Below are 23847 nucleotides of genomic sequence, written 5' to 3' on the forward strand. Positions count from 1 at the left end.
ACTCTGGCGGTACTGCCGCTGCGGCAACCGGTGGCGATGTCCCGACCGGACGGTGGCGGTACCGCCGGCCGATCCACCGGTCCTGTCGGCACGGTCGTCGGGGCCGGCCGACGAGCCGGCGCCGCCGGCCCGGGTCCGTCCGACGAACCAGCGATCGAGCTGGGACCGGCCACCTGGTGGTCGCGCGGGCCGGCCGACGGCCGAGCCGGCCGGTGGGGACCAGGACGCCGGTCGGCCGCGCCGGCCGGTGAACGAGGCCCCGGGCCACCCGGCCCGGCCGGCCGCCGCCGCCGGCGTGGACGGCACCCTCGGCCCGGCCGCCGGGGCGGGGCAACGCGACGGCGTGCCTCGGGCGACCCCGTCGAACCGGCCGCGCCGAGGACCGTCGGCCCGCCGCTCGATCTGAGCCTGCCGGTCCCGGCCCGGCCGGCAACCCGGGCCGGGACCGGCGTCGGGACCGGCGCCGACGGCAATCGGCGCCGGTCCCGACCGGATCAGAGTGCGATACCGGGGCGTGGCGTCAGCGGGCTGCCGCCGCGGCGGCAGCCGCCCGACGCTCGCCGTCGGCCTTCAGCTTGGCCGCCTTGTCCAGCTCGGCCTGGGTGATGACCGGCGCGCCGAACACGCGTACGGCCTGGTAGTAGGTCCAGGCCAGGCTGTAGCAGGCCGGGCGGACGAACGCGTTGTACGTGGCGCAGACCCGCTGCAGGTCCGCGTAGAACGCGTCGTCCAGACGTGCCTTGTTCGGGTCGAACTGGCCGACCTCCTTGTAGTTGCGGTAACCGAAGTCGTGCCGGTAGCAGGACAGCTCGAAGCTGAACCCGAGCGGGTTGTCCGGGCTGGACGAGCAGTAGTCGGTGCCCCAGTTGAAGGCGTATTCGGCCCAGGCGCCCTGGTTCTGGCGCGCCGAGTTCCACGAGTTGTAGCTGCTGACGCTGGTCTGGGTGAAGTTCGACAGGGCGGCGAGCTTCTGGGCGGGGGTTACCGCGGCCGAGGCGGGCGCGGCGAAGCCGAGCAGCGCCGCTACGGCGAACGTGCTGGCGGTCAGCATGGTGAGCAGACGACGGGACAAGGACTACCTCCGGAATCGAGGGCTTCCCTCGTGGGGAAGACCCGGGGTGGGACGGAGCTGTCACCGGTCGATGACCGGATGGCGACAGCCACGGGGGATAGTCTCGTGCCGATCTCTATCGGACCTTTATTCTCGTTGACCGATGCCGGAACAACCGGGTGCTCCGGGGTGCCGTACCCCGGAGCACCCGTGGTGTCGGTGCCGGTCGGTCCCGATCAGCGCAGGACGAACCACGGCGGGCTGGGCTGGCTCTCGTTGGCCAGCCGGTCCAGCGCGGTCACGTAGTAGCTGTACCGCCGGCCGGGCTCGGCGGTGCCGTCCAGCCAGGACTGCACCGGACCGTCCGTGGCCCGGACGGTGCCGACCAGGTTGCCGGCGTCGGCGAACCCGCAGGAGCCCGGCAGGTCGATCCCGTCGAACCGGTAGATCGCGTACGAGGCCGCCCGGCCGAACGGCCCGAGCCCGTCGACCGGCTGCCGCCAGCGCAGCCGTACGCCGTCGGACTGCCGGGACGCGCCGGTCAGCACCGGGAACATCAGCGGCTTGGCGCTCAGCTGGGACATCGTCGGGATCAGGGCCGGACGCGAGTAGTGCTCGGCCGCGTAGACGTCGGTGGCGCCGAGCCGGTTGGCCCGGACCTGCACCGCGCTGAAGTGGATGTTGCCGGCCACCTGCGGATGGTCCCGGTTGAAGGTGAGGTGCTTCGACATCTCGGCCGGGTCCTGCCAGGGCGCCGGCTGCGCCGGATCGGCGATCTTGTAGTCCGCCTGTCCGATGTAGAGCTGTACCCGGGTGCCGGCGACCACCTCGGACCACCAGGGCACCAGCTTGGCGTAGTCGGCCACGGCGAAGCCGATGTTCCAGTACACCTGCGGCACGATGTAGTCGATCCACTCCTCCTTCACCCACTTGCGGGTGTCGGCGAAGTTGGCGTCGTACGACTGGGTGCCGTTGGTCTCCGAGCCGAGCGGGTCGGCCGCCTTGTTACGCCAGATGCCGAACGGGCTGACGCCGAACTTCACCCACGGCTTGGTCGCCTTGATCCGTTGACCCATCTCCTGCACCAGCAGGTCGATGTTGTGCCGCCGCCAGTCCGCCTTGCTGGCGAAGCCGGCGCCGTACTCCTCGAAGGTCGCCTGGTCGGCGAAGTCCTGCCCGGCGGCCGGGTAGGGGTAGAAGTAGTCGTCGAAGTGCACGCCGTCGATGTCGTACCGCTTGACCGCGTCCAGCATGGCGGTCTGGACGAACTGGCGTACCTCGGGAATGCCCGGGTTGTAGTAGAGCCGGGAGCCGGCCGCGTTGAGCGGGTAGGCGACGGCCCAGTCCGGGTTCTCCCGGACCGGGTGGCCCGGGGCCAGCTTGCCGACGTCGGCGCCGGCACCGTCCGGCATGGAGATCCGGTACGGGTTGAACCAGGCGTGGAACTCCAGGTTCCGCTTGTGCGACTCGGCGACCAGGTACGCCAGCGGGTCCCAGCCGGGATCCTGGCCGCGCACCCCGGTCAGGTACTCCGACCAGGGCTCGTGCGGCGACGGCCAGAACGCGTCGGCGGTCGGCCGGACCTGCACGACGACCGCGTTGTGGTGAAGCCGCTGGGCCAGGTCGAGCCAGCCGGTGTACTCCGCCTTCTGCGCGGCGATCCGGTCCGGCGCGGTGTACGACGCCTTGGTCGGCCAGTCGATGTTGACCACGCTCGCGATCCACATCGCCCGGAACTGGCGCTTCGGGGTGGCGGGATCGGTCGGGCAGTCGGCACCGCCGCTGCCGAGGTTCACAGCGGCGGTGGCGGGTGTGGCGTCCGCGGGTGTGCCGGGTGTGGCGTTCGCGGGTGTGGCGGCGACGAGCGAACCGAGCAGCGCTACGGCCAGCCCGGCGGCTGCGAGCCGATATGGCTTCATGCGGTGCGTCCCTTCCTTGGGCTCCCCGGGGGCGGGGAGGGGCACGGCGGCCGGGCTGTCGGCGTTTTATACCGACACACCAATGCCGCTGGAAGGAAATTTTCACACCGGGGCAGAGGACGCAAGCCTTCGATCGACCATGGACCATCCCCCGTACGGTCGCGGCCGGTCGGACCGTACCGTCCTCAGTCGCACTCTCCCAGCGCGGCGACCCTGACCAGCGCCTCGATCCGGCCCTGTGCCGAGCCGTGCCGGTCGAGCCGCTCGCCGACGATCCAGACCCACTCGTCCTGGTAATAGTGTGAGATGTCGTGCCGGACCTGCTCGACCCGGAGCCGGAGCGGGTGGCCGCCGTACCGCCAGTCCTCTTTGCGTAGCTGGAGTACCGTCCCGACAGTCAGGTCGGGAACTGCGGGCAGCGTGGTCACGGCACCTCCAGGCGGCGTGGGAGATGTACGGGCGCGGGGGGTTCGGTGGGCGAATGACCGCATCTGACGTCACAGCGTGCTAATTCGGTGGTACCCAGCGCAATGTCTCTCACCAAAATTTCAGCTCGACGCACGGCCGGACGCCGGAGCACAACCCGGGTTGTCGGCCCCGATCCGGGCGGCCGGCCGGTCCGGTGCGATGATCCGGGCTATGTTGTGGGCGTGCGGGCGGGGGCGGCGATGAGGCGGGGTGGGCAGTGATCCACTTTCCCGCCATCCGCAGGGGGCCACTGCGGGCGTTGGGCCAGCGACTGTTCGCCGCGGTCGGCCTCGTGCTGCTCATCGTCGCCGTGGTCTACCTCGACCGCGACGGCTACCGTGACGTCAACGAGGACGGGATCACCCTCCTCGACTCCTTCTACTACGCGGTGGTCACCCTCTCCACCACCGGTTACGGCGACATCACGCCGATCTCCCACTCGGCCCGCCTGATCAACGTACTGGTGATCACGCCGGCCCGGGTGCTGTTCCTGATCATCCTGGTCGGCACCACCCTGGAAGTCCTGACCGAGCAGTACCGCACCAACCTCCGCTTGACGCGGTGGAGGAGGAAAGTGAAGGACCACGTCATCATCTGCGGCTACGGCACCAAGGGCCGCAGCGCGATCTCCGCACTGCTCGAAACAGGCTTCGACAAGCAGCGGATCCTCGTCGTCGAGCGAAATCCGGCGGCCGTCCGGCAGGCAACCTCGGCCGGGCTCGTGGTGATCGAGGGCAACGCCACCCGGTCGTCCACGCTGAACGAGGCACACGTACGGCACGCGAAGTCCGTGATCATCGCGACCGACAGCGACGAGGTCTCCGTACTGGTCACGCTGACCGTACGGCAGCTCACCGCCGGCCAGGTCCGGATCATCGCCGCCGCCCGGGAGGCCGAGAACGCCCCGCTGCTGCGGCAGAGCGGGGCGCACCACGTCATCGTCTCGTCGGCGACCGCCGGCCGGCTGCTCGGCGTCTCCACCTCGGCCCCGCCGCTGATCGACGTCGTCGAGGACCTGCTCACCCCCGGCCAGGGCATGGCGCTGGCGATGCGCTCGGCTACCCGGGACGAGGTCGGCGTGTCGCCACGCCAACTGGAGGCGCTGGTCATCGCCCTGGTCCGCCGGGGCAAGGTGGTCTCGCTCTCCGACCAGGCCGCCACCGCCATCGAGACCGGCGACATGCTGGTCTACGTCCGCGACGACCGGTCCGGCAGCGGCAACACCACCGCCGACCAGTCCCGCTGACGCCGCCCGGCCCCGCTGCTGCCGCCTGGTCCGGTTGACGCCGCCTGGCTCGGCTGAGGTCGAGCCGTTCCGCTATCGGCGTCGGTTGGGACGACGCAGGCCCGCCGACCGGTGCCTACCGGTCAACGGGCCTGTGCGTGTCGGACGAGCTAGAGGATCGTCCAGGTGTCGCCGCTGCTCAGCAGGCCGGCGAGCTGCTCCTCCGGGGTACCGGTGCTCTTCGCCCGAGCCGTCGCACCCTGTTCCTGCACGACGCTGTCGTAGGAGGGGCGCCGCACGTCCCGGAAGATCCCGATCGGCGTGTTGCGCAGGTCGAAGCCGGGCAGCCGGGACAGCGCGAACGCGTACGCCGGCTCGGTCACCGTGGCGTCGTGCACCACGATCTCGTCCGCCGGTACCGACGCGGTCTCCCGGACCTCCAGCCCGAACCCGCCCGGCGGATGTACGACGCAGAACTGCCCGTCGGCGCCGAACGTGATCGGCCGGCCGTGCTCCAACCGGATCAGGTAGTCGTCCCGGGTGGCCGGCTCCTTCAACTCGTCGAAGGCGCCGTCGTTGAAGATGTTGCAGTTCTGGTAGATCTCCACGAACGCCGAACCCTCGTGCTCGGCGGCGGCCCGCAGCACCGACTGGAGGTGCTTGCGGTCCGAGTCGATGGTCCGGCCCACGAAGGTCGCCTCGGCGCCCAGCGCCAGCGAGAGCGGGTTGAACGGCGCGTCCGCCGAGCCGACCGGGGTCGACTTGGTGACCTTGCCGACCTCTGAGGTGGGCGAGTACTGGCCCTTGGTCAGCCCGTAGATCCGGTTGTTGAAGAGCAGGATCTTGAGGTTGACGTTCCGGCGCAGCGCGTGGATCAGATGGTTGCCGCCGATCGACAGCGCGTCGCCGTCACCGGTGACCACCCAGACCGACAGGTCCGGCCGGGACACCGACAGCCCGGTGGCGATCGCCGGGGCGCGGCCGTGGATCGAGTGCATGCCGTACGTGTTCATGTAGTACGGGAAGCGCGACGAGCAGCCGATCCCGGAGACGAAGACGATCCGCTCCCGAGGGATCTGCAACTCGGGCATGAACGACTGGACGGCGGCGAGGATCGCGTAGTCACCGCAGCCGGGACACCAGCGCACCTCCTGGTCGGACTTGAAGTCCTTGGTGGTGAGCTTGAGGGCGACGGGCTCAGGCATTCTTCACGACCTCTTCCAGCATGGTCTCCAGCTCGGTGGCGGTGAACGGCAGCCCCCGGACCTGGTTGTAGGGGATCGCGTCGACCAGGTAGCGGGCCCGGATCACGTGGGCGAGCTGGCCGAGGTTCATCTCCGGGATCACCACCCGCTCGTAGCGGCCCAGTACCTCGCCGAGGTTGCCCGGCAGCGGAGCCAGGTGCCGCAGGTGCGCCTGGGCCACCGGCAGGCCGCGCTGGCGCAGCCCACGGCAGGCCGCGCCGATCGGCCCGTACGTCGAGCCCCAGCCGAGCACCAGCACCCGGGCGTCCGAGTCGGGATCCTCCACCTCGACGTCCGGCACCTCGATCGCCTCGATTCGGGCCGCCCGGGTACGCACCATGAAGTCGTGGTTCGCCGGGTCGTACGAGATGTCGCCGGTCTTGTCGGCCTTCTCCAGACCGCCGATCCGGTGCTCCAGCCCCGGCGTGCCCGGGATGGCCCACGGCCGGGCCAGCGTCGCCGGGTCGCGCAGGTAGGGAAGGAAGGTCTTGCCGTCCTCGCCGTTCGGCGTGGTGGCGAACTCCACCCGCAGGTCCGGCAGCGAGTCGACGTCCGGCAGCAGCCACGGCTCGGAGCCGTTCGCCACGTAGTTGTCCGACAGCAGGATCACCGGGGTGCGGTGGGTCAGCGCGATCCGGGCCGCCTCCAGCGCCGCGAAGAAGCAGTCCGACGGCGAACGCGGGGCGATCACCGCGACCGGTGCCTCGCCGTGCCGGCCGAAGAGCGCCATGTTCAGGTCGGCCTGCTCGGTCTTGGTCGGCATGCCGGTGGACGGACCGGCCCGCTGCACGTCGACGATGACCAGCGGCAGCTCCAGGGCCACCGCCAGCGAGATCGTCTCGCCCTTCAGCGCCACACCGGGGCCGGAGGTGGTGGTGACACCGAGCGCGCCGCCGTACGACGCGCCGAGCGCCGCCCCGATCGCCGCGATCTCGTCCTCGGCCTGCATCGTGGTGACACCGAACCGCTTGTGCTTGCTCAGCTCGTGCAGGATGTCCGAGGCCGGGGTGATCGGGTACGCCCCCAGGAAGACCGGCAGCCCGGACCGCACACCGGCGGCGACCAGGCCGAGCGAGAGCGCCGCGTTGCCGGTGATGTTCCGGTATGTTCCCGGGTTCATCTTGGCCGGCTTGACCTCGTAGCGGACCGCGAAGTCCTCGGTCGTCTCGCCGAAGTTCCAGCCGGCCTTGAAGGCGGCGGTGTTCGCCGCGACCAGCTCCGGCCGGGCCGCGAACTTGCGCTCCAGGAACCGGATCGTCGACTCGTAGGGCCGGGAGTACATCCAGGAGAGCAGGCCAAGCGCGAACATGTTCTTGGCCCGCTCGGCGTCCTTCTTCGAGACGTCGTGCTCGGCCAGCGCGCCGACGGTCATCGAGGTCAGCGCCACCGGGTGCAGCACGTAGCCGTCCAGCGAGCCGTCGTCGAGCGGACTGGCCTGGTAGCCCACCTTGGCCAGGTTGCGCCTGGTGAACTCGTCGGTGTTGACGATGATGTCCGCGCCGCGCGGCAGGTCGGCCAGGTTGGCCTTCAGCGCGGCCGGGTTCATCGCGACCAGGACGTTGGGGGCGTCGCCCGGGGTCAGGATGTCGTAGTCCGCGAAGTGCACCTGGAAGCTCGACACTCCGGGCAGGGTGCCGGCGGGGGCGCGGATCTCCGCGGGGAAGTTGGGCAACGTCGAGATGTCGTTGCCCAGTTGAGCGGTTTCCGAGGTGAATCGGTCGCCGGTGAGCTGCATGCCGTCGCCGGAGTCCCCGGCGAACCGGATGACCACCCGATCCAGTTGTTGGACCTGCTTGCTCACTGCTGCACCTCGCTTCGCTCGGCCCGGTCGGACGGGCTGAGCTCAGGGGTGACCTCGCCTTGCTCGGCCACATGTCCTCCTTGAGCGCCGGTGGCGGGTTGGCGGTGGTGAGGCCCGGCCCGCTCCAGTCCTTCATTGCAGAGCCTACGTCGATGGTTAGGTGATCCTTGCCCAAGGTCCGTCACATGGGACGCTGTAATGGCAGTATTAGCCTGCTTTCGTCCCACCCCGAAAGCAGAGTCGTTATCCAGATCACCGAACTTCGGGCGGCGAATTCTGCGGGGCGGAAACCCGACACCGGACGGTAGGCTGCCGCACATGACCGGATACCTGGGGTCGTACGCGACGCTGGGGTTGCTGCTGCTCGCCAGCGTACTGGTCTTCGTCGGGGCGTTCGCCGCCAACCGGGTGCTCCGGCCGGCGAGTCCCGCGGAGCCGCCCGGCAAACGGGCCAGTTACGAGTGCGGGCTCGACCCGGTCGGCAGCGACTGGGCGCAGATGCAGATCCGCTACTACGTCTACGCCTACCTCTACGTCCTTTTCGCGGTCGAGGCGGTCTTCCTCTTCCCCTGGGCGGTGGTCTTCGACAAGCCCGGGTTCGGTCTCGTCACGGTGGTCGAGATGGCGATCTTCGTCGCCGTACTCGCCCTGGGCATCCTCTACGCCTGGCGGAAGAACATCCTCCGCTGGACCCAGTGAGGCTGGACGGGCAGCGGCCGGCGATCCGGCGGGGGCCGGCGGGTAGCGACCGGCGATGAGGTGGGGACGGGCGGGTTGCCGCGCGGGGTTTGGGAGCGGACGGCTCAGGCGAGTCCGCGCCGGGACACCGCTGGCGGGCGGTCGCCCCGGATCGAGGCGACCATGTCCAGCAGCCGCCGGGTCGGGCGTACCTGGTGGGCCCGGAACACCCGGGCGCCCAGCCAGGCCGAGACCGCGGTGGCCGCGAGGGTGCCTTCCAGCCGCTGGTCCACCGGCAGGTCGAGGGTCTCCCCGACGAAGTCCTTGTTGGACAGGGCCACCAAAACCGGCCAGCCGGTGGCGGTCAGCTCGCCGAGCCGGCGGGTGATCTCCAGCGAGTGCCGGGTGTTCTTGCCGAAGTCGTGCGCCGGGTCGATCAGGATGCCGTCCCGGCGTACCCCGAGCCGGACCGCCCGGTCGGCGAGCCCGGTGACCGTCTCCACCACGTCGGCCAGCAGGTCCGGGAAGGCGGCCCGGTGTGGCCGGGTACGCGGCGTCAGCCCGCCCGCGTGCGAGCAGACCAGTCCGGCCCCGGTGGCGGCGGCCACCTCGGCGAGCGCCGGATCAGCACCCGACCAGGTGTCGTTGAGCAGGTCCGCCCCGGCCGCGACCGCCTCGACGGCCACCTCGGCCCGCCAGGTGTCGATCGAGATCACCACGTCCGGGAACTCGGCCCGGACCGCCGCGATGGTGCCGACGGTACGGCGGATCTCCTCGGTCACGTCCACCTCGTCGCCGGGACCGGCCTTCACCCCGCCGATGTCGATGATCTCCGCGCCCTCGGTCACCGCCCGCTCCACGGCCCGCAGCGCACTGTCGGCCGCGAAGGTCAGCCCCCGGTCGAAGAACGAGTCCGGAGTACGGTTCACGATCGCCATTACGGCCAGGTGGCCGGGCGCGAAGCTGCGCCGCCCCAGTCGAAGCGCGTCCGCCATCCACTCCTCCTCCACGGGCTCCGCCCCGGCACGGTCCCCGCGCTGATCACGCTAGTCGGCGGCGGTCCCGCGTACCCAGTGCGGGCGACCGCCCCGACCCGGCGTGCCGACCCGACCCGACCCGCCGCCGCCCGCTCGTGATGATCATCTACGTACGCCCCGGGCCGGCGTCACCACGCATCCGTCCGCAGGACCCGGCGCGGGCACCCCACCGGCCGCTGCCGGTACGCCGGTGGCCGGGCCGGAAGTGGGTCGGTGCGGCGTTCCGGCGGGCAGGCTTTCACGTCTGTCGAAGAATGACCGGGGTGGCGGGGTCGCCCGGCCCGGCTCGTCATGCCACCATCGGCGGATGGGTCAGGTTCTGCTCCTCTTGGTCGTGGCGCTGACCGTCGCGGCGGTGGTCTTCGGGGTGACGGTGCTGGTGACCGGCTCCGATCCGGGGCTGGGCGCCGCCGAGCCGGACGGTCGGGCGGTGCCGCTGCCCGGCAACCGGCCGCTGCTGGAGACCGACGTCGGTCAGGTCCGGTTCGACATGGCCCTGCGGGGCTACCGGATGGCCCAGGTCGACCAGGCGCTGCGCCGGACCGCGTACGACATCGGTTACAAGGACGAACTGATCGGGGTGCTCCAGGCGGAGGTCACCGCGTTGCGGGAGGGCCGGGTCGGCGACGCCGACGTGCTCCGGCGGGCCCGCGAGGCGTCCCTCGTACCGGCCGGGTCGGCCGGTACCGCCTCGGACACCACGGCTGAGCGCTCCCTCGCGCCCACGGTGGCCGCCGGGGCGACGACCGGCGGGCTCGGCGTCCACTCGTCTCCGGTGCCGTCGGTCTCCGGTGCCGCGAGCGGGTCCGGCGAGCGGTCCGGTCCGACCGCACCCGCGCCGCTCGAATTCCAGCGCGCCGAGTTCGGGCCCGACAGCTCCGATCGGCCCGAGCCCGCCCCGGCCGAGCACGGCACGGCGTCGACGGGCGCCCGGGCGGACGGTGCCGACCGGGCGGACGACGCCGACCGGGCCGGCGATGCCGGGCGGGCGGGCGAGCGGGCGGACGATATCGACCCGGGGGCGCCGACCCGTCCGCTCCGGGTTGGTGGGTCCGTGATCGAGACCGAGGACGGTGACCTGGCCGAGCCCACCGCGCCGCTCCGGCCGGCCGCGACCGCCGACGCCGCGCCGGGGAACGCGGACGAGGGCGACGACGAGGAGCCGACCCGGCGGACCCGACCCGTGCCGGCGGGCGCACTGGCAGAGCCGGGCGAGCCGGTGGCGGAGACCCCGACCGCGCGGGTACGGCGGCCGGCGGACGTGGATGCGGCTGCGGCTGTCGGGTCCGACGAACCGACTGACGAGACCCCGACCGCGCGAGTCGGACGGCCGGCGCAGGCGGATGCCTCCGCCGAGTCCGGCGAGCCGGCCGACGGGACCTCGAACGGGCCGGCCCGGCGGCCGACGCAGGCGGGCGGGCCGAGCGGACCGGCGGAGCAGCCGGAGCGGGCGTGAGCGCGGCGGAACCGGGCGGTGCGGATCCGGGCGGTGCGGATCCGGGCGGTGCGGATCCGGGCGGTGCGGATCCGGGCGGTGCGGATCCGGACGGTGCGGATCCGGACGGTACCGAGGGACTCCGCGCGGCGGCCGAGCCCGGCGCCGGGGAGGTCACCGCGACCGTCATCGTCGCCGCTCCGGCCGCCCGGGTGTTCAGCGCACTGACCGCCTGGGAGCGGCAGGGCGACTGGATTCCGTTCACCCGGGTCCGGCTGGTCGAGGGCGACGGCGGCGAGGGCAGCCTGGTCGAGGCGGTCACCACGGTCGGGCCGGCGGTGCTCCGCGACGAGATGCGGGTGGTCCGGCTGGACCCGCCGTACGAGGTGCGGGTGGTGCACTGCGGGCGGCTGCTGCGCGGCCCAGGAGTGCTGCGCTGCACCCAGATGGACCGGGACCGGACCCAGGTGGTCTGGCACGAGTGGTTCCACCTGCCCGGGGGCTCGGCCGGCCGGGTCGCCTGGCCGGTGCTCTGGCCCGGGTCCAAGTTCGGCCTCAGCCAGGCACTGAAGCGCTTCGCCCGGCTGGTGGAACGCGGCCAACTCCCCTGACACATCCGGTGGTGGCCCTGGTCACCGGCAGGATGTCGGGCGGTTGGCCTACCGTTGGTGCCGTGACTGATCTGGTGACCGGCGTCGACGGCCTGGCCCGCTGCGGCTGGGGGGCGAGCACCCCGGACTATGCCGTCTACCACGACGAGGAGTGGGGTCGGCCGCTGCACGGCGACGACGCGCTCTACGAGCGGCTCACCCTGGAGGCGTTCCAGTCCGGGCTCTCCTGGCTGACGATCCTGCGCAAGCGACCGGCGTTCCGGCTCGCCTTCGACGGGTTCCACCTGGAGACCGTCGCCGGGTACGGCGATGCCGAGGTGGCCCGGCTGATGGCCGACGCCGGGATCGTAAGGAACCGTGCCAAGATCGACGCTGCGATCGCCAACGCGCGGGCCGCGCTCGACCTGCCGGACGGGCTCGCAACACTGCTCTGGTCGTTCGCCCCGGCGGCCCGGGTGACCCGACCAGGCTCCTTCGCCGAGGTACCCGCGATCACGACCGAGTCGACGGCGATGGCCAAGGCGCTTCGCAAGCGCGGCTTCAAGTTCGTCGGCCCCACCACGGCGTACGCGCTGATGCAGGCCACCGGCATGGTCGACGATCATCTCGACGGTTGCCACGTGAAGCCGCCGGCTGCCGCCGTGATGGGATAACGGCATGAGCGCAGTGGGTGCAGTCGGTCCGGCCAGGACGTGGGCAGTCGTCATCCCTGGCGAGCGGTACGAGGCCGAGCGGCTCTTCCACCACGACACCCTGGAACTGACCGGCCTCGGCGGCGGGCTCCGGCCCGGCCCCGGCGACCCCGTCCTGGTGGTGCGCGACGAGCAGCCGCCGCTGGTGGTGGCGCTTGGTCGGGTGCTCGGTGCCGACGGCGTCGAGGAGCGGGATCCGGACGATCCGCAGGCCGAGCAGGACGAGGCCGGTGCGCTCGCGGTGACGTACACCCGGCAGGTCTTCGACGCGCCGGTGCCGGCCGACCGGCTCGCCCTCGACGGACCGGTCACCCGGGTCGATCCGGCGGTCTACCAGGAGCTGGCCGGCCGGGTCGGTCCGACGCCGGAGCGCCGAAACTACCTGGTCAGCCTGGACCTGCCGATCGAGGCAGGGTCACCGGCCGAGGCGGTCCGGCTGTTCTGGGCGTACGTCCAGGAGCTGGGTCCGCGCGAGCTGCCCGCGTTCGTGGCGCCGTCCGACGACGAGCTGGCGATGCAGGCGTTCGTGCTCGGGGTCGAGGCCAACCAGGATCCGGAGGAGGACGACGACTGAGCCTGCCCACCCCGGCCGCACGACCGGCCTTCCGGCGGCGCGCACGATCGCGACGGAGTGCGGACCCGTCCGTCGGCGTGCGTGGCCCGGCGGCACGCACAGCCTGCCCGGGTTCCGTCAGGTCAGCACGGCGTCGAGTCGGCCGCGCCAGCCGGCCAGCACCTGCTCCGGATCGGTGTCGAGTACCCGTTCCAGCAGGCTGGCGTAGACGTCCCGGAAGTCGGTGGTGAACCGCAGGTCGCCGTCGTCGAGCCGGGTCAGGTCGGGCGGCTCGCCGTGCAGGCCGCCGCGTACGCCGGCACCGAGCAGGAAGACGTCCGAGGCGGTGCCGTGGTCGGTGCCGTCCGAGGCGTTGGCCCGGACCCGCCGGCCGAACTCGGAGTAGACCGCCACCACCACCTTGCGGCCGGCCTCGGTGCCGGCCATCCGGTCGACGAAGGCGGTCAGCGCCTTGTCCAACTGGCCGAGCAGGATCGCCTGGAGCTGCTTCTCGTCGGCGTGCGTGTCGAAGCCGCCCAGCGAGACGGAGAAGACCCGGCTGGACACCCCGGCCTCGACGCACTCGGCGACCAGGTCCAGTTGGGCGGCGAGCGCACTGCGGGCTCCGCCGGTGGCGGTCGCCGCCGGACGTTCGTCGGTACCGCCGTCGTCGGCCTCGTCGGCCGCTGCCGCGTCGCGTACCTCGGTGATCATGGCGTCGACGGCACGCAGGTCGGCGAAGCAGGCAGCGGCGCGGGCCTGTCCGGCCGGCTCGCCGGGTTCCGCCACCGCGAGTTTCGCCAGCGTCTGGTCGCCGACCGGACGGCGGGCCTTCCGCTCGGTGACCGGTACGGCGGCACCCGCGCTGCGCGCTCCGGCCAGTAGCGGTGGCAGGGTCGGCTCGAAGGAGACCGCGAGCCGGGGATCGCCGCCGACCCCGTCCAGCCAGCGGCCCAGCCAGCCGGTCTGCTCGGGGCGGTCGGGGCGGGCGGTCTGCCAGATGTCCATCGAGCGGAAGTGACTGCGGTCGGGTGTCGGATATCCGACACCGCGTACGATGGCCAGCCTGCCGTCGCCGAAGAGTCGGTGCAGCCCGCCCAGTGCCGGGTTCAGCCCGACCCGGTCGTCCAGCCGCTTCACCTCGTCGGCCGAGTACGCCAGCTCGGGGCGGGCGTCCTGGTAGGCCGGATCGGCGTACGGGACGACGGTGTTCAGGCCGTCGTTGCCGCCGTACAGGGTGACCAGGACCAGGGTACGGGCCTGCGGGTCCCGGTCACCGGCCGTGTCGAACAGGTCGGACAGGCCGTACGCGGTGGCGCCGGCCGCGAGCGCACCCGCCCCGGCCACCCCGCTGGCCAGCAGGAACCTGCGTCGGGTGAGGATGTCCATCCGCTCGTCTCCTTCTCGTTGCGCAGACGGTGTGCTCGTCCGTCAGCAGCCGGCGCGCACTCGTCGCACGGTGTACTCGTCTATCCATCAGCTCGGCTAGCAGCTCGTCCATCAGCCAGCAGCTCGTCCGTCGGCCAGCAGCTCGTCCGTCGGGAGACGGTGCGGTACTCGTTCAGCAGACGGTGTATTCCGGGCTGACCAGCCCGGCGACCAGCAGCCGGCGCGGGTCGTCGGCCAGCGGGGTCAGCGCGGCCCGGGTGCGTGGCGTCCACCGGTCGACCACCAGCAGCCGGGCCAGCGCCGCCGGCCGGTCGTCCCGGGGCGCGGCGGCGAGCCGCCGGGTCAGCTCCGCCGGTGCCGCGTTGGCCAGCAGCGCGGCCAGCCGCATCCGGGACTGCAACGACGACGTGGTCAACCAGGCCGGGCCGGCCGGCCAGCCGCCCACGCTCGGTGGTCGCAACGGCACCTGGTCCATCCCGGCCAGCCGGTTGACCAGCTCCCTGCGCTGCTGGTCGGGGAGCTTCCCGGGCCGGATGCCGAGCTGCCGCATCGCACCGACCGCCCACTCCACCGGCTGCTTCACCAGCCCGCCCCGGGTCTGCGCGAACGACGGTGCGGTGAGGACCGCCCGGAGTACCTCTATGGTGCCGCCGTTCGCGCCGGACAGCGGCTCCGGCGGCGGTACGTCGGTGCCGGCGAACCGGGCCCAGAGCCGGGCCGCGACGAAGGCGGCGGATTCTGGCCGGGCGGCCAGCAGTCGGGCGTACGAGTCGGCGTCGAACGCCTCGGTCCGGCCCAGGATCGTCTTCTCGGCCGGGTCGTGCCGGCGCCGGACGAACCGGGCCTTTCCGGTACGCCGGTCGACCTGCCAGCCGGTCAACGCCCGCGCCCCGGCCTTCACGTGCGCCTCGGTGTAGTGGCCGATGCCGAGCGTGAACAGCTCCATCAGCTCCCGGGCCAGGTTCTCGTTCGGGGCGGTACGGCTGTTCTTCTGCCCGTCGAGCCACAGGATCAGGGCCGGATCACGGACCATCGCCCGGACCAGCTCCTCGAACGGCCCCCGGCCGTACCTGCGGAAGGTGTCGAGCTGTCCGAGCATGAGCTGGGCCGACCTGACCTTGCGTACGCTGGTCGCCCAGTGCCCGTGCCAGAAGAACACCAACTTCTCGGTGAGCTGGTGCTCGGCGGCGACCATCCGGTCGAGCCACCAGTCGACCAGCCCACGCGCCTGTTCCGCCCGCTGCTTCTGGGCCTGCTGTCGTTGCTCCCGGCTGGAGTCCTTGCCGATCCCGGCGTACGGGTCGGCGCCGAGGTCCGGTGCCGGGGTGGCCGCCGCGCCCGGGTCGGCGCCGACCGGGGCGAGTAACCGGTCCAGTGTGCCGGCCAGCCCGGCACGTTCGGCCGCGTCCACCTCGGCGGCGGTCGGCCCGAAGGTGGCGCGGCGCAACAGGTGCACGACTGCGTCCCGATCGACCATGCGGCCGACCCTAGGCGGGCAATGTACGAGCCCGGTAAGGCCGGGAATCGAGAACGGTCTGCGCCACCGGCGCCCGAGCCGACGACGTGCGGCCCCAACTCGCCGCCGACACCCTGGGTGGACTGGTCACCGGCTCGCCACCGACGCTCTGAGTGGACTGGTCACCAGCTCGCCACCGACGCCCTGAGTGGGCCCGGTGGTCAGCGGCCGTCGAACGTCGGGCGGCGCTTCTCCACGAAGGCGGCGGTGGCGGCCCGGTGGTCGGCGGTGGCGCCGCAGATGGCCTGCGCCTGCGCCTCGGCGGCCAGCGCCTCCGACAGGGTGCCCGCGTCGCCGACCGAGAGCTGCCGCTTGATCGCCCCGTACGCCACCGTCGGTCCGGCGGCCAGCCTGGCGGCCAGTTCCTGCGCGGTCTCCAGTACCAGTTCGTCGTCGACCAGCCGGTTCAGCAGCCCGAGCCGGTACGCCTCGTCCGCCGGTACCGGCTCGGCCAGCATCAGCAGCTCGACCGCCTTCGCGTGGCCGACGAGCCGGGGCAGCGACCAGGAGGCGCCGGTGTCGCCGGCCAGGCCGACCTTGGCGAAGGCCAGCAGGAAGCTGGTGCCGGGTCCGCCGATCCGGAAATCGGCGAGGAAGGCCAGCGAGGCTCCGGCGCCGGCCGCCATGCCGCGTACCGCCGCGATCACCGGCTTGGGCAGGCTGGCCAGCCGGGAGGCGATCGGGTTGTAGTGGGTCCGTACCGTGCCGAGCGGGTCGGTGCTGCCACCGGCCAGCGTTTCGGCGTGCTCCCGCAGGTCCTGGCCGGCGCAGAAGGCCGAGCCGGCGCCGGCCAGCACCACCGCCCGGCAGGAGCGGTCGTGCTCCAGGTCGGCCAGCGTGTCCCGCAGCGCCTCCTTCAGGGGTACGTCGAGCGCGTTCATCGCCGCCGGCCGGTTCAGGGTCAGCGTGACCACGGAGTCGGAGCGGTCGATGAGCAGCGGCGCGGTCACGAGTGTGGACCCTTCTGTCGGGCGATCCGGTGGGAACCGTCGAGGCACTGCTCGACGAAGCGGTCGGCGGCCGGGCGGAGCCGGGCGGCGTGCCGGTCGAAGAACGCCGCGGCGCTGGTCCCGGGCCACCGTTCGGGCAGCAGCGCGGGAGGCAGTTGCGGGTCCCGGAAGAGGAAGGTACGCCATGCGTGCACGAGCCGGAACCGGGCGGCGTACGCGTCCTCGTCGCAGCTTCGTACGGTCACCGAGGCGAGCAGGGGCCGCTGCGCCGAGACGAACTCCTGGTACGCGTTGGCGATCTCGTCGAGGTCCCAGGCCCGCCGGACCACCCCCATCGCGCCGGGGGTGCCGGAGGTGTGTGCGGCGGTGAACCGTTCGTAGCGCACGCCGGCCTCGGTGAGCAGGCCGTCCACGTCCTCCCCGGGCCGGGTGGCGACCCAGTTCTGCTCGTCGAGCATGCCGTAGCCGAGATAGCTCAGGTTGGCGGCGAGGCGCTGGCGATCTCGCCGGTTCGTGCCCGCTTCGAGCACGATCATGTCGAATCGACCGTCCCACCCGATCTTGCCGGTGCGGTAGATCCGGGCAGCCGCCTCGTCGAGTCGTCGGGCCGCTCTCGGGGTGAGCAGATAACCCGGTCCGGCGGCCAGCCGGAGCGGGTGCAGCCAACCCTGCCGGACCATCCGGGAGACCGCGGTACGGACCGCGGGTGCCGCGATGCCCAGCGGGGATAGTAGTTTGACCAGCGCGGACACTGGTGCGCGTCCACCCCGGGAGCGGAGGTAGTCGCCATACAGGTCGAAGAGTGCCGACCGTGCCTGCATGACCGCACATTGTGACACCCCTTCTCAAGATATGCTAGGTGCTGTTACATCAACGCTGGTTCGGTTTGGGTCCGGCGGTGTTCATCAGGGAAAATCGTTGGTCGGCACCGCGGCCTTGGGCGGTGATGCTGACCAAATGGATGTGGGGTAACCCACCGACCCTGATGAAGGTCTGAGGGGAGACAACATGGCGGCGATGAAGCCGCGGACGGGCGACGGTCCGCTGGAAGTCACCAAGGAGGGCCGGGGCATCGTCATGCGGGTTCCGCTGGAGGGTGGTGGCCGGCTCGTCGTCGAGATGACTCCCGACGAGGCCAACGCGCTCGGTGACGCGCTGAAGGCCGCCGCCGGCTAAGTGAACGCCGACTCCTCCGGGCGGCACGTCTCGTCCGGCGGGGTTTCTCACCCTGGGCCACCGGCGGTGCTGCCGGTGGCCCAGGGTCGTTCTGTCCGGCGGGGTAGCGTCCACCCCGTTCCCCACAAGATCCTCTGGAGGTAGGTCGGCGTGCTGTCGATCCGTCTGGTAGTCGACCCCACCGGTTTCGACACCCTGGCCCTGCCGGTCGCCCCCGTCGAGGCGCCCGACCGGCCCACCGACGGACCGGGGCGGGCCGAGCCGGCTCCGGGCGCCAGCCCCGCCTCCGGTGACACGGCCGAGCCGACCGGTCGACTCCTGCCGACCTACCCGGGACTGCCGGCCGGGCTGGCCAACGAGGCGACCGCGCTGCTGCCCTACCTCGACCAGCCCGGGAGCGCGGGCGCGGTGCACCGGTCGATCCGGCCGCAGAGCACCCCCACCCGGCTGCTGCTGGCCGGCGTGGGTGCCGGCGACGAGGCCGGCTGGCGGTCCGCCGGGGCGGCGGTGGTCCGGGCGGGCACCCGTGAGAGTTCGATCACTATAGCGATCCCGCTCGATGCCGATCCGGGCGTCGTGCGCGGCGTCGCCGAGGGGGTGTGGCTGGCGTCGTACCGGTACCGGATGCCCGGTGCGAACGGCGCCGAGCCGCCCGCGCTCGCCGAGGTGCTGCTCGCGGTCGCGGATCCGGAGCCCTACCGGGCGGCCCTGGACACCGCCCGGGCGGTCGCCGAGGCGACCCGGTTCGCCCGGGACCTGACCAACACCCCCTCCTCGCTGAAGACCCCGGCCTGGTTCGCCGACCGGGTGGTCGAGGCCGCCGCCGGACGGCCCGGGCTGACCGTCGAGGTCCGGGAGCCGGACCGGCTCGCCGCCGAGGGATTCGGCGGCATCCTCGCCGTCGGCGGGGGATCGGCCCAGGGACCCCGGCTGGTCGAGCTGAGCTGGCGGCCGGAGGGCGCGGACCGGCACGTCGTACTGGTCGGCAAGGGGATCACCTTCGACACCGGTGGCATCTCGATCAAGCCCCGGGACGGCATGAAGCTGATGCGCAAGGACATGGGCGGTGCCGCGGCCGTGGTCGCCGCCGTACTCGGTGCCGCCGCGCTCGACCTCCCGGTCCGGGTCACCGCGCTGGCCCCGCTCGCCGAGAACATGCCCAGCGGCTCGGCGTACCGGCCGGGCGACGTGGTGCGGCACTACAACGGGCTGACCAGCGAGAGCACCAACACCGACGCCGAGGGACGGCTGGTACTCGCCGACGCCCTCGGGTACGCGGTGCGGCACCTCGCGCCGGACCTGCTGGTCGACCTGGCCACGCTGACCGGGGCGAACGCGGTCGCGCTCGGCAAGCGGACGGCGGCCCTCTACAGCGACACCGACGAGCTGGCCGAGGCGGTACTGGCGGCGGCCGGTGCGGCCGGCGAGCGGGCCTGGCGGATGCCGCTGCCGACCGACTACGCCGAATACCTCGGCAGCGACATCGCCGACCTCTACAGCGCCCCGACCCAGGGCGCCGGATCGGTGCTCGCCGCGCTCTACCTGCGCGAGTTCACCGGTGACCTGCGGGACCGCTGGGTGCACGTCGACATGTCGGCGCCGTCCTGGGCCGACGGCAACGACGGCGAACTCGTCAAGGGCGCCACCGGCTGGGGCGTACGCACCCTGCTGCGCTGGCTGGCCACCCAGCCGTAGCCGGCGTCCGGCCAGGTGCCCCGTCGCCTCCTGCCGGCAGCTCTCCGCCCCGGTGGCGACGGAACCGACTCCGCCCCGCTGGCGACGGGACAGGCTCCGCCCGGGTGGCGACGGGACCGACGACAGCCCCTCGCCACCCGGTGCGGAACCGAGGGCAGGCCGGTGGACGGGTCAGCGCTTGACCGCGACGAGCAGGCCCTCGCCGGTCGGCAGCAGTGCCGGGGTCCACTCCTCCGACTCCCGTACCGCCTTGACCACCTCCCGGACCGTCACCGTCTCCACGTCCCGGGCCGCCGGGTCGCCGATCCGGCCGGCGGCCAGCGTGCCGTGCAGCGCGAGTACCCCGCCGGGGCGGAGCAGCCGCAGCGCCGCCTCGACACAGGCGCTGTACTCCGCGACGTCCGAGTCGACGAAGATCAGGTCGTAGACGCCGTCGGCGAGCCGGGGCAGCACGTCCAGGGCCCGGCCGGTGATGATCCGGGTACGCCCGGAGGCGAAGCCCGCCTCCTGGAAGATCCGCCGGGCGATCCGCTGGTGCTCGGTCTCCACGTCGATCGTGGTCAGGATGCCGTCGGCGCGCATCCCCCGGAGCAGCCAGAGCCCGCTGACTCCGGTGCCGGTGCCGATCTCCACGACGGCCCGGGCACTGCCGGCGGCGGCCAACAGCCGGAGCGTGGCACCGGTACCCGGCGTCACGGCGTCGAGGCCGACCTCCCTGGCCAGGCTACGGGCGGTACGCAGGACCAGGTCCTCGGCGACGTACGCTTCGGCGAACTGGAGGGCTTGGGCGGTCGTCGTACTGACTGACCGGGCGACCGTGGCGATGGCGGCACCTCCGGGCGGCGAGGGAACTCGGCTGTGGATGGAACTCGGTCGGCGGTGCGGGGCGCTGGTGCGGGCGGGTGTGGGATTTCCGGCTAACTGAGCTTGCGGACGGCGGGTACGCGTTGCGACGGTGGATCGGGCGGCGGTGATTCGAGCGGCGGTGCTGCGGGCGACAGTGGAGCCGGCGGCGGTGTGACGGCGGACCGGGCGGGGTTGCGGGTATGAGCCTAAGGGTGGTGGTACGTGATCGACAGGCGCGTACCTCGGACGGCGACCATGCCTCGGACCAACCGCTGACGGGTATTCGGCCATCCGTGCGATCCTGGACACGGAACCCGGACGCCGCGACCGGAACCGGTCGCCCGTGCCCGCGCGGCGCCCGGCTTCAGGGACGGACTGGGAGGCAGCGAACGTGACGGACGGCTGGAACTGGCGCCAGCCCGATGGGACCGCGACGCCGGGGAATCCCCCGCCGTCGACGCCCCCGACAGTCGGCGCTCCGGCGGCGTCCGGGTCGGCCGCCGACCCGGGATCGTCCCCGTGGTGGTCCGACGCGCTGCACGACCCCTGGCGGAACCCGGCGACTCCGGTGGCCGTGGTAGTGCAGGCGTCGCCGGTCGCGGGCGTGGGCGCCGCGCCGGAGCCGGTCTCCGACCCGGACGCGCCCGGGCGCCGCGGACTGACCCCGGTCTTCCTGGTCTCGCTGATCACCGCGCTGCTGGCCGGCGCGCTGGGAGGCTCGCTCGGCTACGCCTTCGCGGTGCGCGGCGGTGCCGGCGGTACGACCGCGCTCGGCTCGACCGCCGGGGAACCGCCGGCCACCGCCCGGCGTCCACCCGACTCGCTGGCCGGGGTCGCCGAGCGGCTGCTGCCGAGCGTCGTCACGGTACGGGTCAGCGGCAACGGCGGGATCGGTCTCGGCTCCGGGTTCGTGGTGACCCAGGACGGCTACGTGATCACCAACGACCACGTGGTCGGAGTCGGCGCCGACACCGCGACGGTGGTCTTCAACGACGGGTCCACCGCGCCGGCCGAGGTGGTCGGAAAGGACCCCGAGGCGGACATCGCCGTGATTAAGGTGTCCCGGACCGGCCTCAAGCCGGTGGAGTTCGGCGACTCCGACACGGTGGCGGTCGGCGACCCGGTGCTCGCCTTCGGTACCCCGCTGTCGCTGGCCAACACCGTCACCGCCGGCATCGTCAGCGCGCTGGACCGGACGTTCCGGCAGGGCGAGGCGGGCGGGCAGGTGCGCTACTACGCCGCGATCCAGACCGACGCCGCCGTGAACCGGGGGAACTCCGGTGGACCGCTGGTCGACGGCGGTGGGCGGGTGATCGGGGTGAACTCGGTGATCCAAACGCCGGCCGCCGACGAGGAGACCGCCGGCAACGTCGGGCTGGCCTTCGCGATTCCGATCAACCAGGCGAAGCGCCTGGCCCAGGAGATCATCGACACCGGCAAGGCACGGCGGACGGTGATCGGCGCGACGGTCGGCGGGACCCGTTCCGGCGGGTCGGGCGGGGTGCGGATCTCGGCCGTCGAGCCGTCGGGTCCGGCCGCCGCGGCCGGCTTGCAGGCCGGTGACGTGGTGCTTCGGCTGGACGGCCGGGCGCTGGAGGACCCGAGCGACCTGATCGCGCTGGTCCGCAAGTACGCGCCCGGCTCGGTGGTGAACGTCGAGTACCGGCGCGGGTCGGAACGGCAGGCCGCCTCGGTGACCCTGGCCGCCGACGCGAAGTGACGTCGGTCGTGGGCGGGAAGTAGCTGGCGGCTCCCCCTCCCACCGGCCACCACGGCGTGCGTACTCTTGCCGGGGACGGGGATGAGGAGGCCGCCGTGTTCGAGAACCTGAACTGGTGGGAGATCGGTGCGCTGCTGCTGGTGGCCCTGCTGATCTTCGGTGACCGGCTGCCGAACGTGATCAGCGACGGCCTCCGGATGCTGCGCAACCTGCGGAACATGGCCCGCAACGCGACCGGCGACCTGAGCCGGGAGTTGGGCACCGACATCCAGCTCGAGGACCTGCACCCGAAGGCGTTCATCCGCAAGCACCTGCTCAGCGAGGAAGACGAGCAGGCGATCCGCAAGCCGCTGGAGGGGACGTTCGAGAAGATCCGCTCCGACCTGACCGACGTACGCCGTGAGGTGGACGACGTCGCGGCGGCGGCGGATCTCCGTTCGTCGGGTACCTCCACGGCCGGCAACACCGGTTCGGCCCCGGCCAGCGGCAGCGAGGTGACGCCGGCCCAGCGCCGGGTCTTCGACGTCGACGCGACCTGACCCTCACGGACCGCCCGCACGCCGCCGCACTTCCGACCCGGCGGCCGGAGCGGCGTAGTCCGTCAGCGGCCGGAAGGGCGCAGCCCCAGCGGCTTGCCGAGCAGGGACTCCCGGCGGACCGCGAGCCGGTCGGCGACCGCGTTCAGCGCCTTGGCGGCGGGCGCCTCCGGCGCGGCGAGTACGACCGGATCACCGGCGTCGCCGGCCTCGCGTACCCGGGTATCCAGCGGTACCTGACCCAGCAGCGGCACCTGCGCGCCGATCACCCTGGTCAGCGACTCGGCGACCATCGCGCCGCCGCCCGAGCCGAAGACCTCCATCCGGGAGCCGTCCGGCAGGTCCAGCCACGACATGTTCTCGACGACCCCGACCAGCCGCTGGTGCGTCTGCAGGGCGATCCCGCCGGCCCGCTCGGCCACCTCGGCGGCGGCGGTCTGCGGCGTGGTCACCACCAGGATCTCCGCGTTCGGCAGCAGTTGGGCCAGCGAGATGGCCACGTCGCCGGTGCCCGGCGGCAGGTCCAGCAGCAGGACGTCCAGGTCGCCCCAGTACACGTCGGCGAGGAACTGCTGCAACGCGCGGTGCAGCATCGGCCCCCGCCACACCACCGCCGCGTTGCCGTCGGTGAACATGCCGATCGAGATCACCTTCACCCCGTGCGCCTGGGGCGGCATGATCATGTCTTCCACCCGGGTCGGCCGGCCGTCGACGCCGAGCATCCGGGGTACGGAATGGCCGTAGATGTCCGCGTCGACGACGCCCACCGAGAGGCCCTTGGCGGCGAGTGCGGCGGCCAGGTTGACCGTGACGCTCGACTTGCCGACGCCGCCCTTGCCGCTGGCCACGGCGTAGACCCGGGTCCGGGAGCCGGGCTGGGCGAACGGGATCACCGGCTCCTGGCTCGCCCCGCCGCCACGCAGCCGGGCCTGGAGCGCCTGCCGCTGCTCCGGACTCATCACCCCGAAGTCGATCGTGACACCGGTCACCCCGGGCACCGCCGAGACCGCAGCCGTGATGTCGGTCCGCAGCTTGTCCCGCAACGGGCAGCCGGCAACCGTGAGCAGCAGCTCCACCCGTACCGTGCCGTCCTCGGCGAGTACGGCGGAGCGCACCATGCCGAGTTCGGTGATCGGCCGGCGGATCTCCGGGTCGTCGACGGTGGCGAGCGCGGCGTGCACCGCCTCCTCGACGGCGTTCGTGGGCCCGACGGCGGAGTCGGTGCCGGAGGCGGCGGCCTCCTGGCCGGGAACGGCGGGAGCAGACATGTTCGCCATGCTACGTCGCCGGGCGGCCCGACCGACC

Annotated in this window: 21 protein-coding genes and 1 pseudogene; 10 read left to right on the forward strand and 12 right to left on the reverse strand. The window is 72.5% G+C overall.

Annotated features, from left to right (window positions below):
* Positions 1-520: 520 nt before the first annotated feature.
* The 3 genes from Pen02_RS02305 to Pen02_RS02315 all read right to left on the reverse strand — a co-directional run bounded on the left by Pen02_RS02305 (position 521) and on the right by Pen02_RS02315 (position 3398).
* Positions 521-1072 (reverse strand): phospholipase, encoded by a 552-nt coding sequence (locus Pen02_RS02305; RefSeq protein ID WP_203864177.1) that lies wholly within the window; start codon positions 1070-1072, stop codon positions 521-523.
* A 215-nt stretch (positions 1073-1287) separates the two neighbouring features.
* Positions 1288-2970: a glycoside hydrolase family 10-like protein gene (locus Pen02_RS02310; RefSeq protein ID WP_203864178.1), complete on the reverse strand. Its 1683-nt coding sequence runs from the start codon at positions 2968-2970 to the stop codon at positions 1288-1290.
* Positions 2971-3155: 185 nt separating this feature from the next.
* Positions 3156-3398, reverse strand: a complete 243-nt coding sequence (locus Pen02_RS02315) for a hypothetical protein (protein WP_203864179.1) — start codon at positions 3396-3398, stop codon at positions 3156-3158.
* A gap of 257 nt (positions 3399-3655) precedes the next feature.
* Here Pen02_RS02315 and Pen02_RS02320 point away from each other — a divergent pair, with 257 nt between their 5' ends.
* Positions 3656-4684 carry a potassium channel family protein gene (locus Pen02_RS02320; RefSeq protein ID WP_203864180.1) on the forward strand — a complete coding sequence of 343 codons (1029 nt, stop codon included), beginning with the start codon at positions 3656-3658 and terminating at the stop codon, positions 4682-4684.
* Between the two features lie 149 nt (positions 4685-4833).
* On the opposite strand, the gene Pen02_RS02325 is transcribed toward Pen02_RS02320, so the two are convergent.
* Together Pen02_RS02325 and Pen02_RS02330 are read right to left on the reverse strand one after the other, a co-directional pair.
* A complete protein-coding gene (locus tag Pen02_RS02325) occupies positions 4834-5868 on the reverse strand; it encodes a 2-oxoacid:ferredoxin oxidoreductase subunit beta (RefSeq protein WP_203864181.1) in 1035 nt (344 codons plus the stop codon).
* Complete coding sequence (locus Pen02_RS02330) at positions 5861-7708, reverse strand: 2-oxoacid:acceptor oxidoreductase subunit alpha (protein ID WP_203864182.1); 1848 nt, start codon at positions 7706-7708, stop codon at positions 5861-5863. The genes Pen02_RS02325 and Pen02_RS02330 overlap by 8 nt, the downstream gene beginning before the upstream one ends.
* 318 nt (positions 7709-8026) lie before the next feature.
* Between Pen02_RS02330 and ndhC the strand changes: the two genes are divergently transcribed.
* The gene (gene ndhC / locus Pen02_RS02335) at positions 8027-8407 is read left to right on the forward strand and encodes an NADH-quinone oxidoreductase subunit A (protein ID WP_203864183.1); all 381 of its coding nucleotides are present in this window, start codon (positions 8027-8029) and stop codon (positions 8405-8407) included.
* A gap of 104 nt (positions 8408-8511) precedes the next feature.
* Here the strand turns inward: ndhC and folP are convergent, their stop codons facing one another.
* Positions 8512-9381 (reverse strand): dihydropteroate synthase, encoded by an 870-nt coding sequence (folP, locus tag Pen02_RS02340; protein WP_203864184.1) that lies wholly within the window; start codon positions 9379-9381, stop codon positions 8512-8514.
* A gap of 349 nt (positions 9382-9730) precedes the next feature.
* Here folP and Pen02_RS42925 point away from each other — a divergent pair.
* From Pen02_RS42925 to Pen02_RS02360, 4 genes and pseudogenes are all read left to right on the forward strand, one after another.
* Positions 9731-10321, forward strand: a pseudogene (locus tag Pen02_RS42925) (DivIVA domain-containing protein); the annotation flags it as partial.
* 554 nt (positions 10322-10875) lie between these two features.
* Positions 10876-11469, forward strand: coding sequence for an SRPBCC family protein (locus tag Pen02_RS02350; protein WP_203864185.1), 594 nt, complete (start codon positions 10876-10878; stop codon positions 11467-11469).
* A gap of 62 nt (positions 11470-11531) precedes the next feature.
* Positions 11532-12122, forward strand: a complete 591-nt coding sequence (locus tag Pen02_RS02355; RefSeq protein WP_239139898.1) for a DNA-3-methyladenine glycosylase I — start codon at positions 11532-11534, stop codon at positions 12120-12122.
* Positions 12123-12126: 4 nt separating this feature from the next.
* Positions 12127-12735, forward strand: coding sequence for a hypothetical protein (locus Pen02_RS02360; RefSeq protein WP_203864186.1), 609 nt, complete (start codon positions 12127-12129; stop codon positions 12733-12735).
* 117 nt (positions 12736-12852) lie between these two features.
* Here the strand turns inward: Pen02_RS02360 and Pen02_RS02365 are convergent, their stop codons facing one another.
* The 4 genes from Pen02_RS02365 to Pen02_RS02380 form a co-directional block, all read right to left on the reverse strand.
* Complete coding sequence (locus Pen02_RS02365) at positions 12853-14103, reverse strand: DUF1501 domain-containing protein (RefSeq protein ID WP_203864187.1); 1251 nt, start codon at positions 14101-14103, stop codon at positions 12853-12855.
* Positions 14104-14275: 172 nt separating this feature from the next.
* Positions 14276-15580, reverse strand: a complete 1305-nt coding sequence (locus Pen02_RS02370; RefSeq protein ID WP_203864188.1) for a DUF1800 domain-containing protein — start codon at positions 15578-15580, stop codon at positions 14276-14278.
* Positions 15581-15780: 200 nt separating this feature from the next.
* The gene (locus tag Pen02_RS02375) at positions 15781-16569 is read right to left on the reverse strand and encodes an enoyl-CoA hydratase-related protein (RefSeq protein WP_203864189.1); all 789 of its coding nucleotides are present in this window, start codon (positions 16567-16569) and stop codon (positions 15781-15783) included.
* A complete protein-coding gene (locus Pen02_RS02380; RefSeq protein WP_203864190.1) occupies positions 16566-17390 on the reverse strand; it encodes a PaaX family transcriptional regulator in 825 nt (274 codons plus the stop codon). The genes Pen02_RS02375 and Pen02_RS02380 overlap by 4 nt, the downstream gene beginning before the upstream one ends.
* 187 nt (positions 17391-17577) lie before the next feature.
* Here Pen02_RS02380 and Pen02_RS02385 point away from each other — a divergent pair, with 187 nt between their 5' ends.
* Both Pen02_RS02385 and Pen02_RS02390 read left to right on the forward strand, forming a co-directional pair.
* The gene (locus Pen02_RS02385) at positions 17578-17745 is read left to right on the forward strand and encodes a DUF3117 domain-containing protein (RefSeq protein ID WP_007455245.1); all 168 of its coding nucleotides are present in this window, start codon (positions 17578-17580) and stop codon (positions 17743-17745) included.
* A 150-nt stretch (positions 17746-17895) separates the two neighbouring features.
* Positions 17896-19440 carry a leucyl aminopeptidase family protein gene (locus Pen02_RS02390; RefSeq protein WP_203864191.1) on the forward strand — a complete coding sequence of 515 codons (1545 nt, stop codon included), beginning with the start codon at positions 17896-17898 and terminating at the stop codon, positions 19438-19440.
* A gap of 171 nt (positions 19441-19611) precedes the next feature.
* Here Pen02_RS02390 and Pen02_RS02395 read toward each other — a convergent pair whose 3' ends face one another.
* Positions 19612-20187, reverse strand: a complete 576-nt coding sequence (locus Pen02_RS02395; RefSeq protein WP_239139952.1) for an O-methyltransferase — start codon at positions 20185-20187, stop codon at positions 19612-19614.
* A gap of 490 nt (positions 20188-20677) precedes the next feature.
* Here Pen02_RS02395 and Pen02_RS02400 point away from each other — a divergent pair, with 490 nt between their 5' ends.
* Positions 20678-22006, forward strand: a complete 1329-nt coding sequence (locus Pen02_RS02400; protein ID WP_203864192.1) for a S1C family serine protease — start codon at positions 20678-20680, stop codon at positions 22004-22006.
* A 95-nt stretch (positions 22007-22101) separates the two neighbouring features.
* Positions 22102-22545, forward strand: coding sequence for a twin-arginine translocase TatA/TatE family subunit (locus Pen02_RS02405; protein ID WP_203864193.1), 444 nt, complete (start codon positions 22102-22104; stop codon positions 22543-22545).
* Between the two features lie 62 nt (positions 22546-22607).
* On the opposite strand, the gene Pen02_RS02410 is transcribed toward Pen02_RS02405, so the two are convergent.
* Positions 22608-23810 (reverse strand): Mrp/NBP35 family ATP-binding protein, encoded by a 1203-nt coding sequence (locus Pen02_RS02410; RefSeq protein ID WP_203864194.1) that lies wholly within the window; start codon positions 23808-23810, stop codon positions 22608-22610.
* Positions 23811-23847: the final 37 nt, after the last annotated feature.

The organism is Plantactinospora endophytica (assembly GCF_016862915.1).
Classification (GTDB): Bacteria; Actinomycetota; Actinomycetes; order Mycobacteriales; family Micromonosporaceae; genus Plantactinospora; species Plantactinospora endophytica.

What these genes read in the sequence shown, in the direction of transcription:
- Pen02_RS02410 (WP_203864194.1), bottom strand. Translation starts at nt 23,810, where the DNA reads ATGTCTGCTCCCGCCGTTCCCGGCCAGGAGGCCGCCGCCTCCGGCACC.
- Pen02_RS02380 (WP_203864190.1), bottom strand. Translation starts at nt 17,390, where the DNA reads ATGCAGGCACGGTCGGCACTCTTCGACCTGTATGGCGACTACCTCCGC.
- Pen02_RS02365 (WP_203864187.1), bottom strand. Translation starts at nt 14,103, where the DNA reads ATGGACATCCTCACCCGACGCAGGTTCCTGCTGGCCAGCGGGGTGGCC.
- Pen02_RS02360 (WP_203864186.1), top strand. Translation starts at nt 12,127, where the DNA reads ATGAGCGCAGTGGGTGCAGTCGGTCCGGCCAGGACGTGGGCAGTCGTC.
- Pen02_RS02310 (WP_203864178.1), bottom strand. Translation starts at nt 2,970, where the DNA reads ATGAAGCCATATCGGCTCGCAGCCGCCGGGCTGGCCGTAGCGCTGCTC.
- Pen02_RS02385 (WP_007455245.1), top strand. Translation starts at nt 17,578, where the DNA reads ATGGCGGCGATGAAGCCGCGGACGGGCGACGGTCCGCTGGAAGTCACC.
- ndhC (WP_203864183.1), top strand. Translation starts at nt 8,027, where the DNA reads ATGACCGGATACCTGGGGTCGTACGCGACGCTGGGGTTGCTGCTGCTC.
- folP (WP_203864184.1), bottom strand. Translation starts at nt 9,381, where the DNA reads ATGGCGGACGCGCTTCGACTGGGGCGGCGCAGCTTCGCGCCCGGCCAC.
- Pen02_RS02325 (WP_203864181.1), bottom strand. Translation starts at nt 5,868, where the DNA reads ATGCCTGAGCCCGTCGCCCTCAAGCTCACCACCAAGGACTTCAAGTCC.
- Pen02_RS02370 (WP_203864188.1), bottom strand. Translation starts at nt 15,580, where the DNA reads ATGGTCGATCGGGACGCAGTCGTGCACCTGTTGCGCCGCGCCACCTTC.